This is a genomic window from Vibrio cidicii (assembly GCF_009665415.1).
GTDB lineage: Bacteria > Pseudomonadota > Gammaproteobacteria > Enterobacterales > Vibrionaceae > Vibrio > Vibrio cidicii.
Genome location: NZ_CP035922.1, coordinates 1,031,275 through 1,044,467 on the forward strand (window position 1 = coordinate 1,031,275; position 13,193 = coordinate 1,044,467).

Genomic DNA, 13,193 nt, shown 5'->3' on the forward strand with positions numbered 1-13,193 from the left:
CGTAAACTTTAAAAGTGTTGGCAATAACTATCGGAAAATTAAATGGTTAAGCAAGTTAAGTTGGATTGGTCTCAGGGGCTCAAGATTGAGAATGATTTTTTTCCTGAAGATAAATTGGGAAGGGTTAGGTACGCAACATTCCTTACAAAACTTCTTGCATCTCAAGGTTTTGATAAAGCAAGAGATACTGGTGATCAAAAGCGCAATTATGTGCTTAATCTAAATGCAGAATGGGGAGCAGGTAAAACATATTTTCTTAAACGTTGGTCTGAAGATATCAAAGAGCATTACCCCGTTGTTTACATAGATGCGTGGAAGAAAGATTACTCAGATGATCCTTTAATGACGGTAATTTCCTCCATCATCGAACAATTGAGAAAGCAAGCAGGAAAAGACAAAAATTCCATAGAGTTCAAAGTGCCTCGTAAGCTTATAGGTCTGTTGAAAGCTGCTGCACCAGGTGTAGGTCGAGGTTTATTTAAGAGATATGTAGGAATTGATCCTGTGGTAATTATGAATGCCGATGACGACAATGAAAATATCGGTAGTATTAAGGGGAAAGATGGCAAAGATTTAGTAGATGAAAATGGCCAACCTATTGATATGAGCTTTGCAGCTTCTGAAGCAGTTAAGTATTTAATAGATGAACATGATGCTAAAAGTGCAGCGATAGAAAGCCTAAAGACAAGTGTATTCGAATGGGTAACCGCAGTTGTTGGCCTTAAAAATAAAGAACTACCAGCTTTCATTTTCATTGATGAACTAGATCGTTGCAGGCCTAGTTATGCTGTTGAAATGCTGGAAACAATCAAGCATATATTTGACATTAATGGCGTGGTTTTTGTAGTAGCTACTGACACTGAACAACTACAACATGCGGTAAAAGCTGTTTATGGCGAGGGATTTGACGCTAAAATCTATCTTAGTCGCTTCTTTAATAGTCGCTATAGTCTTAAAGCCCCGAATTTAGAAAATTTTCTAGAAGTGCACAGTGACGCTAGCAAGCTTTCTGGTGATTACTTGAGAGACTTGAACATTGAAGTACTTCCTTTTAATGTGGATGCAAAAGCAACTTTAAGAAATATATCGGTAATTCTTGACGCCTTTAAGGTATCTGCTCGTACTGCTATCCAAATTGCAGATAGAGTAGTGGCTACAATCTCAAATATGCCTAAAGGCTCTAAAATTGATATATTGATGCTAACAGCTTTACTTTGTATCAAAGAAAAGGACCATAATCTTTTTGACGAAATAGTATGTGGCAAGTTTGCAAGAGTGGTGCAGAATGGGGATAGTAAGAAGACTATCTATTTGAATGACTTTCTAGAAACTTACATACCAGAAAGCTCTCATATGCGACATCTTGAAATGAACTTCGATCCACGGGAATATGCTCCTAATCTTAAGATTTATTCTTATCAGAACGCTGTAAAAAACCCCTATTCATCTGGTATTTATAGATTCTACTTACTTGATTATCTGAAAGAAATTTTCTCTTCTCACTTTAATTCATCTGGAGAATTTCATGCGGGAATGCATTTTTTAGGCGATAATCGCTGGAGTCCTACTCCAGAACAGACACCTTTAGAGCAGATCTGTAAGACTCTCCACGAGGAGTACAAAAAATATCAGTATGATATAGACGCACAGAAATTGGGAGTGCCAGCACTTCTATGGGTTAAGTTCTTCTATATCAAAAATAAGTTCGAGTCGATAGATTTAGATGAATATAAGGACTTCGTTGAGCTAGCATCTCCACTAGACTGGATGGGTAAAGATGAGCTACCGGAAATAGACTAATACATAATATTTGTGTGTATCGGTCACTAAAATTGACCACGATTTTAGAGTTTTGCCCAATACTTTTCCTATTTCTAGGTATTAGGGCCGATTGCTCTTAATCCACTACTACTCACCTGTCAAGTGGTAATGGAGTACAAGAAGTCTAATTAACTAATAGACATTAACTCATGTACTCGACAAGACAATTGAATTACTTATGAATGAGTTTTTACGTTAACTCATTAAGGAGCATCAACAAGCCAACCCTAGCCCCACTAACTTGGGGCAAAAAATGAATTGCAGAAGTCGATGTAGTGAGTAATAGGTGTGTCGCCACGCGCTTACCTTACAATGGTCTATCCAACATATGATTACAAAAAAAGCGAGCACCAAGCTCGCTTTTAACTATCTGTTTTTAATTTAAATTACAGTAATTCAACCGATTGCTGGGCAATCACGAATTCTTCGTTGGTCGGCACCACCAACGCTACCGCGTTGAGTAGTTCTGATTTGGCAATCACGCCAGCCTTACCAAAGCGAGCCTCTTCATTGCCTTTTTCATCTTCGACAAAACCAAGCAGTTTGAGGTTTTGCAGAATCTCGCGGCGGATCGGCAGTGAGTTTTCACCAATGCCACCAGTGAAAATAATGCCATCAAAAGAATCAAGCGCTGCCAGATAAGAGGCAATGTACTTAGCAACGCGGTAGGTAAACACTTGGAATGCCAATGTGGCCCCTTCGTGGCCCTGCTCCATCGCCTCTAAAATGCCACGAGCGTCGCTGGTTAGGCCGGACACACCCAAGAAGCCAGACGCTTTGTTGAGTGAGTTAAACACTTTCTCTTGCGACCAGCCTTTCTTTAGCAGGTATTCGATGATCCCAGGGTCCAAATCGCCGCAGCGTGTGCCCATCATCAGGCCAGACAATGGGGTAAAGCCCATTGAAGTATCCACCGATTTTCCGTTGTTAATCGCGCAAACAGAAGCGCCATTACCAAGGTGCACAGAAATGAAACTCGACGCTTCGACCGGTTTATTGAGCATCTTGGCCGCTTCACGGCTAACGAAATAGTGGCTAGTGCCGTGGAAGCCGTAACGACGGATCCCAAAGTCAGTGTACAGCTCAGTAGCAATCGCGCCAGTGAAAGCACGTTTAGGCATAGTTTGGTGGAAGGCGGTATCAAACACCGCAAATTGCGGCAAAGCGGGGAAGGCTTCCATCGCGGCGCGAATACCAATCGCACCCGCCGGATTGTGCAACGGCGCAAGATCGGCCAATTTCTCAATTTCAGCGGTGACTTCTTCGTTGATCCGCACTGTCTTAGTGAACTTCTCGCCGCCATGGACGATACGGTGGCCGACAGCGACGATATCTTGCGTAAGGCCTAATTGTTCAGTCAAACCAACCAACTTGCCAATAGCAAGTTTATGGTGGTTTCCTTCCCCTTCAATGGCAATTTCCGTTTTCTCGCCAGCGTATTTCCAGCTCATGCGAGCGTCGGCCAAGCCAAAGCACTCACCCAACCCACTTAACACCGCATCACCACTGACCGAGTCGATAACGGCAAATTTGAGAGAGGAACTACCTGAGTTGATCACTAGTACGAACGAATTAGACATGGAGTTTGTTTCCTGTTGTGGAGCGGAGCTGGGTACAACGCATTTGCGCGGTTCTCTTAATCTACAGGCCATTATTCAATAATTTTTTAATCTTTCAACTATCTTTTAGCCTATACGGTTCAAACGCTGATTTTTTGTTGATCTTGAACAGGTTTTGATTTTATTAGGGGCACGAAAAATATAAAACGCAGCGTCAGAAGTACGTAGCATCGCCACGAGAGATGAGTTGATTGACAGAAAAAACAGAGAGAGAAAACGCCACTTGATGCACTAAGCGTTTCGGGGCGGCGCTGCAACTTGCCGACAAAGTGGCCGACGACAAACGGAAAAAACCACAGACGAAAAAAAACCGGGTCGAAACCCGGTTTTCTACAATCTTATGCTTCTTCGCGACGGCTGCTGTTGCTGCGGCCATGGCCACGTTCGCCACGATAGTTACCACGGTGATCACCACCACGGTTACGGTCGAAACGACGCTCACCTTCACGGTTAGCACGGAATCCACCTTCGCGACGTGCACCACCTTCGCGTCCGCCTTCGCGCTGACCACGGTAGCCACCTTCACGGCGTGCACCGCCTTCACGACGACCGCGTGGCTCGCCGAAATCGTCAAAATCACACACTACCGCGCCCACTTCTTTCTGGCGGATACGCAGCTTGCGAAGTTTGCTGGCTGCTTGTGTGCTCATCGCTTTTGGCAACTGAACAAAGGTGTGCTCTTGCGCAAGTTTGATCGCGCCGATAGAACCTTTGCCTAGGCCAAGTTCGTTTGCGATTGCGCCAACGATATCTTTAACCTGAACGCCTTGCTCACGGCCAACTTGTAACTGGTAAGTATCCCAATCTTGGTTGTTGAAGCTCTCACGACGGCCTTCACGACCTTCGCGTCCGCCTTCACGACCACCTTCGCGGCGATCTTTACGGCGTTGTTTTTCGCGCTCAACGGCTTCCACCATTGGATCTTCACCAACGTAGAACAGCGGGCGTTTACCTTGCTGACGCTTCAGCAAAATTGCCGCCAGTACTGAAGAATCGATTTCTAGCGTCTCTTCTAGCTTTTCAACCAGTTCAGCGAACTTGTCTAGCGCTTTGTGTTCTGTTTCCGCTGCCAACTCTGCCGCCAATTTGTTCAGGCGAGCGGCTGCAACTTGGTCACGCAGTGGCAGTTGGATCTCTTCCATAGAAGATTTCGTCACACGTTCGATGGTGCGTAGCATGCGGATCTGGTTAGTGCGAACCAAAAGAATCGCTTTACCTTTACGTCCAGCACGACCAGTACGGCCGATACGGTGGATGTATGATTCCACGTCGAACGGGATGTCGTAGTTAAATACGTGTGTAATACGTGGAACATCAAGACCACGTGCCACAACGTCTGTTGCAACTAGGATATCGATCACGCCTTGTTTGATGTGATCAACAGTACGCTCACGCAGAGACTGAGGAATATCACCGTGCAGCGCCGCAGCTTTGAAGCCACGTGCACTTAGCCAATCAGCCAGACGCTCAGTATCTTGACGAGTACGAACGAATACGATCGACGCATCGGTCTCTTCAGTTTCAAGCAGACGAGACATCGCTTCGTCTTTCTCTACGCCTTTTACGACCCAGAATTGCTGAGAAACTTTGTCAACCGTGTGGTTTTTACCCGCAACGTCAACCGTTACTGGCTCACGCAGGAAACGCTCAACAATGTTTTTCAGCATTGGAGGCATGGTTGCAGAGAAAAGGACACGCTGCGCAGAAGATGGCGCGTGTTCCATGATTTCGGTCACGTCATCAACGAAACCCATGTTCAGCATTTCGTCTGCTTCATCAAGAACGAAAGTGTGAACTTCACCGAGGTCCAGACGCTCACGATTGATCAGGTCTTGAACACGGCCTGGTGTACCTACGATAACGTGAGCACCATTTTTCAGAGCGCGCATTTGATCAACGATAGATGCACCACCGTAGATCTCGAGAACTTTAAGTCCCTTGATGTTTTGGCCGAGGTTTTTCATCTCTGCCGCAACTTGGATAGCCAACTCACGAGTTGGTGCTAACACGATAGCCTGTGGCTTACGCTGTGCTAGGTCCAGTTTGTTTAGCAGAGGAAGAGAAAACGCAGCGGTTTTACCTGTACCTGTTTGTGCTTTACCTAGTGCATCTACGCCCTGAAGTAGATGTGGGATAGCGGCTGCTTGAATTGGTGTTGGAGAAACAAAGCCCATTCCTTCTAGAGCAGAAAGGATAGAATCATTCAGCTCTAAATCGCTGAATTGAATAACAGAATCTTGCATGGGGATCCTACTGTATTTAATGTAAAAATGGGTCCCACAAGCTCTTCTCATTCGATACTGATTCATCCGGTTTTAGCTTCCTTTTGCAGGAAACAGCACAGTACAAAAACGCTACAAGCCATTGGGGACGACTTAAGGGACGCGGATTATTCCTTAAAAGCATAAAAAAAGCCAGAAAAAATTGAATTTCATCACAAATATTTCTTAGCAGTGGTAGAATTAGGCCGCCTAATCCCTTCAGCCCAAGTAAACACAAGGGCTGAGCTCAATCATTTATTGGTCAAATTGTAGATGATGGACGGTGAAACAGCCTGTTTTTGGTAGTAATAAAGCCGTGCAATGATTATAGTGTGCCCAATTCAAAACATAAGCTAAGAAAAGATGTTTCAAGATAATCCACTACTCGCCCAACTTAAGCAGCAAATTCAAGAAAATCTGCCTAAGAAAGAGGGAACCATCAAGGCAACCGAAAAAGGTTTCGGTTTTCTCGAAGTCGACAGCAAAACCAGTTTCTTCATCCCGCCGGCTTACATGAAAAAATGTATGCACGGTGACAAAGTGATTGCCATCATCCGCACGGAAAACGAACGTGAAGTCGCCGAGCCTCAAGAGTTGGTGGAACAATCACTCAACCGTTTTATTGGCCGCATCAAAATGTTCAAGGGCAAGCTCAACGTCACGCCTGATCATCCGCAATTGAAGAAAATGTCACTGAAAGCCAAAGTGAAAAAAGGGCTAAAAAGTGACGACTTCGCCGAGGGAGATTGGGTAGTTGCGCATCTTGTTCGTCATCCATTAAAAGACGAAAACGGCTTCTTTGTTGAGATCTCGGAAAAAATCACCGATGCCAATGACAAAATCGCTCCGTGGTGGGTTACGTTGGCCGAAAATGATCTACCAAATTCCGAGCCTGCGGGCATTGAACACTGGGAAATCAAAGACGATGCGGATCTACAACGCATCGACATGACGCACGTACCCTTTGTCACGATTGATGGCGAGTCGACCAAAGATATGGACGATGCCTTATACGCGAAGAAAAACGCCGCTGGTGATTTTGAGCTGACCATCGCAATCGCTGACCCAACTGCGTACATTACGCCAGACGATGAGATGGACAAAGTCGCGCGCGAACGCGGTTTCACCATTTACCTGCCCGGACGCAACATTCCGATGTTGCCACGCGATCTGGCCGACGAGTTGTGTTCGTTGATCGAAGGTGAAATTCGCCCTGCCCTTTGCTGCACGGTTACCGTGTCGAAAGATGGCGTGATCGGCGATGACATTCGTTTCTTTGCTGCCAATATTAAATCGCATGCTCGTCTGGCCTACGACAACGTCTCCGATTGGTTAGAAAACGGCGTATCGGAAAAATGGCAGCCAAGCGAAGAAATCGCAACCATCGTTCGTGACTTGTACGATTTTTCTCTGGCTCGCGCACAGTGGCGTGAAGAACACGCGGTCGTCTTCCCAGACAGACCGGATTACCGCTTCGAACTCAGTGAAGATAACGATGTGATCGCGATTCATGCCGACTCACGCCGCAGTGCAAACCGTTTGGTTGAAGAGTCGATGATCACCGCCAACATCTGTGCAGGTAGAACCTTGCAAGCGCACTTTGGTACAGGCGTATTCAACTGCCATTCTGGCTTCAAAGCAGAAAAATTGGCTGATGCGGTTGAACTGGTTAATCCCGACGGCACCTTACCTTTCACCAGTGAATCGTTAGCCACTTTACAAGGCTTTGCTGCGCTGCGTCGCTGGTTATGTCAGCAAGAAAGCACTTACCTCGACAACCGTATTCGCAAGTTCCAAACCTACAGTGAAGTGAGCAACCAACCGCTGCCTCACTACGCAATGGGGCTAGATATTTACGCGACTTGGACCTCTCCTATCCGTAAGTATGGCGATATGATCAACCACCGTATGCTTAAAGCACTGATCCTTAATAAAGAGCCAGTGCAAAAACCTGATGATACCGTCGGTGATGAGTTGGCTCTGCATCGTAAACACCACAAGATTGCGGAGCGCAATGTCGCAGATTGGCTTTACGCTCGCACTCTGGCAAATGAGCCAGCGAAAGAAACCCGCTTCCATGCGGAAATCTTTGATATCAACCGCGCGGGTATGCGTGTTCGTCTGCTGGAAAATGGCGCAGCAGCCTTTATTCCCGGAGCACTGATTGTCGACAATAGAGAGCGCATTGAGTGTAATGGTGATGCGGGGACAATCTCCATCGATAAAGAGTTGGTGTACAAACTGGGCGATGTATTGGAAGTGGTGCTCACCGAAGTCAACCAAGAAAACCGCAGTTTGGTGGCCAAACCAACCGCCGTGTTTGCCGAATTGCCAGTCGCTGAAGCGATACAAGGTGAATAAATGATAACAAGCGCTCAATTTGGGCGCTTTTTATTTTCCTCAATCCCAGTAAAATCACCTCGAAAAGAAAAAACGATTGAAGGGCACGACTCTAACTGTCCATTCAGTGATCAACGACCAAACAGCGATTTCGATTTTATGCCAGCAATAGAGCTTCTGACCTTTACTCACTTCGCGCCGCGCAAGCAAGAGCGCTACCCGACAGCGCAAAACGGTCTGTTTTGTGTCGAGAAAGGGAAATTGCAGCTTCATCCACAAGCTGGAGAAGCCTGTTTATTGGCAGAAGGCGAGTTTGCCTTTTATCACTCCGACCAATTTAAAGAAGCGTTGGCACTGCCCGGAGAGCAAGGCTTTTCCGCTGTCGTCCTGATCTTCACCCCAGCCCTGCTACAAAAATTTCGCAATAGCTACCCACTTGTCAGCGCAACCACCAACCAAACTGAATTTCTGACTAAGTTTGGGGCAACCGCGCCAGCTCTCCAACAGTTGAAGCAACTGCTAATCGAGTCCGTATCGCGCAAAAGCCCTCAACTGGCACAGGAACATTTAGCGCTGGCACTCTTGAGTTTGATGGTTGACGCTCAGCCTCAATTGTTGGGGTCTATCTTCGCGGCTACTCAGTTTAGTGAAACACAAAAGATCATCTGCTATATCGAAGAGAACCTCGATCACGAGATCTCGTTAGAATCACTGGCACAGCATATGGGCATGTCTATCGCGACCTTAAAGCGCCGCTTAGCCGCAGAGGAGATGTCTTTTTCGCAACTGCTGAAAATCAAACGTATTAGTTATGCGACCAACCAACTGCGCAACAGCCACAAATCCATCAATGAGATTGCAACGGAATCAGGCTTTAAAAGCGCCGCCCATTTCAGCACCGCCTTTAAAGCGCTTCAGCACATGACACCTAAAGAATTTCGTGCCAAGGTTTCTGGGAAATCGTGATTAATGGGAGAGTTGGAAAGGGATTACCAAAAACAGCCAGCCGGATCGTGCTCTATCTCATAGAGAATATCCTCAAGATGCGCACTTTGCGTTAAAGTCGAATACGGCTCCCAATAGTAGTTTTCACCATCGAATCGAGCGATAAAAAACAGCCAGTGCTGCTGCCCTTCATCAAAAAGAATCTGGGCTACAGGAGAGGTGTACTCACTGTGTCGGGAGTCCAGAAGATAGCTCGCTTTGTGCAGCTCAACCCCAGTTTCAAGCGGCACATAGAGACATTTGCCAAGCTCCACCGGTACATTGGTGTTACGCTTGGTACACAACTCTTCAACTTCTTTATAGAGACGATTGGTGGCTATTTGCGTGACTGACATGGTTTTCTCCCGCGCCCAATACGAGTAATGAGTATACGCAAACTCTACGCTTATCTCACAAGAAAGCCAGTCTGTAGCCATGCTTTCACAGGATATGCCAGCCCTTTCACAAAAGTGTAACCTGAACGAAATATCATAGGCGGCTAAAATACGCTTATATTGGAGTACCTTATGATTCGCTTAGCGGTCTCTACCTTTTTGGCTTTTGCCCTATCCTTTCCATCCGCTTACGCCAAAGAGCTCAATATTTCAGGTTCAACCTCTGTCGCACGCGTGATGGATGTGTTGGCTGAAGAATTTAACAAAACTCATACTGAAACCTTTGTTGCCGTACAAGGCATCGGCTCCACAGCGGGCATCACCATGGTCAATAAAGGGGTGGTGAAACTGGGCATGAGCTCACGCTACCTTACTGAAATGGAGAAAGGTGAAGACCTGAATGTCGATCTGATTGCTTATGACGGTTTGGCGCTGGTCGTCAATATCTCCAATCCAATCAATAACCTAACACAGCAACAAATCTTCGATATTTATCAAGGTAAGCTGACCAACTGGAAACAAGTGGGCGGTGAAGATAAACGAATTGCTGCGGTAACACGCGAAGCGTCGTCCGGTTCACGCTACAGTTTCGAAAGCCTTTTGGGTCTGACTAAAATCATTAAAGACCGATTAGTCTCCGATATCAGCACCAGCAATCTGGTAGTAAATAGTAACAGCATGGTGAAAACCATCGTCAACCACAACCCACAAGCTATCGGCTTCGTTTCTTTGGGGTCAGTGGATCGCTCAGTAAAAGCCATTACTATTGATGGTATTGATGCGAATGCGAAAAACATCGCGACTAACCGCTATCTTTTATCGCGGCCATTTTTGATTTTGTACAAAAGTGACAACCTAGATCAATCGGAGAAAGAGTTTATCCGCTTTATCAAGTCCGAGAGAGGCCAAGCGATTATTCAAGAGTACGGTTACATTCCGGCAAAAGAGCGTGATTGACCGATAGCCTAAGATCTGAAAGGCCTGCGATTGCAGGCCTTTTTAATACCACTTAGCGGGTTAATGACTTACTTGGCGCGGCGTGCGGCCACGGCATCAGCCAACTGACGAAGAACGTTTTCGGTATCTTGCCAGCCGATACACGCATCGGTAATCGACTGACCGTAAGTCGGTGCTTTGCCATCCACCAAATCTTGGCGTCCTTCAACGAGGTGTGACTCGATCATCACGCCGAAGATCGCATCTTCGCCACTGGCAAGCTGCTCAGACACATCATCGGCCACCAGCATTTGACGCTTAAACTGCTTCGAGCTGTTTGCGTGGCTGAAGTCAATCATCACTTTTTGTGGAAGACCAGCAGCGGCGAGTTCCTCTTTCACCGCAGCAACGTGTGATGCACTGTAGTTTGGCTCTTTACCACCGCGTAAAATGATGTGGCAATCTGGGTTACCTGCCGTTTCAACAATCGCAGAATGTCCGTATTTAGTGACCGAAAGAAAATGGTGTGAAGCACTCGCAGAGCGAATCGCATCACTGGCAATTTTGATATTGCCGTCGGTGCCATTTTTGAAGCCAACCGGGCAAGAGAGACCTGACGCCAACTCGCGGTGTACCTGAGATTCTGTGGTACGTGCCCCAATCGCGCCCCAACTGATCAAATCAGCGACGTATTGCGGGGTGATCATGTCTAGGAATTCGCTGGCTGTAGGTAGCCCCATGTCCGTGAGATCCAACAACAGCTTACGCCCCATACGCAGGCCATCATTCAGCTTGTACGTATCGTTTAGGTATGGGTCGTTGATAAGCCCTTTCCAGCCAACCGTCGTGCGGGGTTTTTCAAAGTAGACACGCATCACGATTTCCAGTTTATCGCTCAGCTCATCACGCAGTGCTTTGAGTTTCTTACCGTACTCCACCGCAGCGACAGGATCGTGAATCGAGCATGGGCCAACGATCACCAGCAGACGATCATCCTCACCGTTCAAAATATTGTGAATCGCATTGCGAGATTCAAAAGTGGTCGAAGACGCGGTTTCAGTGGCCGGATACTTCTCTAGAACCGCCACAGGTGGTAACAGTTCTTTGACTCGATTTATTCTTACATCATCAGTTTGAAACATTGCGTACTTCTTCCTATTCACTCTTTTCTGGCTGAAATCGCAGAAGGAACGGATCCTCTGCACAGCCCGTTTTTTCTGGGTATGGGGGTAACTTATCGGCTTAAAACGGAGACTGCAATCATTTTTTTTATCAAAAGGCAAACTTTTCAATAATTTTACGCTTTACATTGATTGTAAATATTTAATTACACCCTCTTGGAGTACACTCCTATGCAATGATCAAGAGAGACAAAACAAAGATTCCTATTCGTCCTATATATGAGACATATCACATAATTTCACATTCTCGCATGGGGTTTGCAACATTTTGTCACTAGAATGAAGCGACTTGACTCTCTTGCGTTGACCACGTTGTCATCACGTTTAATGACAAGTTAATCAAGTTCCCATACCGTCTTAGCCTGAGAACAGAAGGAATAATTATGAAAAAATTAGCTATCACTATTTCCGCCGTGCTAGCTAGCAGTGGTTTTTTCTCAGCTACCGCTACAGCCGCCCTCTCTGATGTATACGTGGGTGGTAAACTTGGCTACGTTGCTCTTGAGGATGCCTGCTACGCATCCAGCCCTTGTGATTACAAGTCCTTTGGTTTAGGGGCTTACTCTGGCTACAACTTTACCGATAATATCGCTGCCGAAGTGGGCATTGATATGCTGGGTAAATTTGAAACCACATTTTCAGATTGGCGCTATGTCAAAGATCGCCTCTCAGCAATTTCTGTTGCGCCAAAGCTCAACTTGCCAGTCAATGAAAAGCTCGATGCTTTTGCTAAGCTAGGTGCGGCCTACATGCGCTTTGGTGATGAGAATGACATTGTTGCCACAGGCTCACTGGGTCTTGAATATCAATTGTCAGAAACGCTAAAAGCGCGCGCTGAATATCAACGCTTCCAAGATATGAGTGACGATATCGTACAAGACATGGACACTAACGTGTTCAGCTTGGGTGTCACTTATCTGTTTGGCCAATCAAGTGCAGCGCCCGCTGCCACCAGCGAGTCTGTGGTAGAGCCACGTCCTGTCGAACAAGAGCAACCTGCCGTTGTTGAACCCGTTGCTCAAACTCAGCCAGAGGAAGTGGTTCAGGAAGTGAAAGAAGAAGTGAAGCCTGAGCCAAAACCGGAGTGGGTGACTAAATTCACTAATCAGAAGTACAACCAAGAGCTGTTTGCAACCGGAAGTTCCACACTTTCTGCTGGTGGCAAAAAATCGCTGGAACCTCTTTTGGAAGTGTTACTTGCTTACCCAACCGCGAACGCGGAAATTGTCGGTCACACTGATTCAACCGGTTCAGAGACAGTTAACCAACGCATTTCGGAGAAACGCGCTCAAGCGGTGGCAGATTATCTCATCCAGGGTGGCGTGAAAGCAGAGCAGTTGACCGTAGTCGGTGCGGGTGAATCAAGCCCTATTGCTTCTAACGATACGGCCGAAGGGCGTGCACAAAACCGCCGTGTAGAAGTCACGATTCCAAGCTTTGAGTATCAAGAGCTTAAAAAAACAAATTAAGGCTCACTTAGCCTCTACAGTCCAAGGGGAGCGAATCGCTCCCCTTGTTTTTTCTCTCTACCCCCCTTCGCATTCCTGTATACAGGTTGCTGATATCCCCTTGATTTCACTTCCATAGCAGAAGCTTTGGCAGAAATTGACTATCTTTACAGCAACACGTTTTTTTGTTCACAACTAAACGATTGGC

Annotated in this window: 9 protein-coding genes; 5 read left to right on the forward strand and 4 right to left on the reverse strand. The window is 46.4% G+C overall.

Features of this window, described 5'->3' with window-relative positions; all coding sequences use genetic code 11:
• Nucleotides 1–42: 42 nt before the first annotated feature.
• Entirely contained in the window at nucleotides 43–1,800 is a 1,758-nt protein-coding gene (locus tag EWA64_RS20125) for a KAP family P-loop NTPase fold protein (protein ID WP_061894463.1), read from the forward strand.
• Between the two features lie 407 nt (nucleotides 1,801–2,207).
• Here EWA64_RS20125 and EWA64_RS20130 read toward each other — a convergent pair whose 3' ends face one another.
• Together EWA64_RS20130 and EWA64_RS20135 are read right to left on the reverse strand one after the other, a co-directional pair.
• Nucleotides 2,208–3,401, reverse strand: coding sequence for an acetate/propionate family kinase (locus tag EWA64_RS20130; RefSeq protein ID WP_061894462.1), 1,194 nt, complete (start codon nucleotides 3,399–3,401; stop codon nucleotides 2,208–2,210).
• Between the two features lie 377 nt (nucleotides 3,402–3,778).
• Nucleotides 3,779–5,683, reverse strand: a complete 1,905-nt coding sequence (locus tag EWA64_RS20135; protein WP_061894461.1) for a DEAD/DEAH box helicase — start codon at nucleotides 5,681–5,683, stop codon at nucleotides 3,779–3,781.
• A gap of 381 nt (nucleotides 5,684–6,064) precedes the next feature.
• Between EWA64_RS20135 and rnb the strand changes: the two genes are divergently transcribed.
• Both rnb and EWA64_RS20145 read left to right on the forward strand, forming a co-directional pair.
• Nucleotides 6,065–8,062, forward strand: coding sequence for an exoribonuclease II (gene rnb, locus EWA64_RS20140; RefSeq protein ID WP_061894460.1), 1,998 nt, complete (start codon nucleotides 6,065–6,067; stop codon nucleotides 8,060–8,062).
• Nucleotides 8,063–9,007, forward strand: a complete 945-nt coding sequence (locus tag EWA64_RS20145) for an AraC family transcriptional regulator (protein ID WP_244881458.1) — start codon at nucleotides 8,063–8,065, stop codon at nucleotides 9,005–9,007.
• 23 nt (nucleotides 9,008–9,030) lie between these two features.
• Here the strand turns inward: EWA64_RS20145 and EWA64_RS20150 are convergent, their stop codons facing one another.
• Nucleotides 9,031–9,381: a DUF3024 domain-containing protein gene (locus tag EWA64_RS20150; protein ID WP_061894459.1), complete on the reverse strand. Its 351-nt coding sequence runs from the start codon at nucleotides 9,379–9,381 to the stop codon at nucleotides 9,031–9,033.
• 171 nt (nucleotides 9,382–9,552) lie between these two features.
• On the opposite strand from EWA64_RS20150, the gene EWA64_RS20155 reads away from it, so the two are divergent.
• Nucleotides 9,553–10,377, forward strand: coding sequence for a phosphate ABC transporter substrate-binding protein (locus EWA64_RS20155; protein WP_061894458.1), 825 nt, complete (start codon nucleotides 9,553–9,555; stop codon nucleotides 10,375–10,377).
• A gap of 68 nt (nucleotides 10,378–10,445) precedes the next feature.
• Here the strand turns inward: EWA64_RS20155 and aroG are convergent, their stop codons facing one another.
• Nucleotides 10,446–11,498: a 3-deoxy-7-phosphoheptulonate synthase AroG gene (gene aroG, locus EWA64_RS20160; protein ID WP_039435204.1), complete on the reverse strand. Its 1,053-nt coding sequence runs from the start codon at nucleotides 11,496–11,498 to the stop codon at nucleotides 10,446–10,448.
• Between the two features lie 422 nt (nucleotides 11,499–11,920).
• On the opposite strand from aroG, the gene EWA64_RS20165 reads away from it, so the two are divergent.
• A complete protein-coding gene (locus tag EWA64_RS20165; RefSeq protein WP_061894457.1) occupies nucleotides 11,921–13,006 on the forward strand; it encodes an OmpA family protein in 1,086 nt (361 codons plus the stop codon).
• The last annotated feature ends 187 nt before the right edge of the window (nucleotides 13,007–13,193 follow it).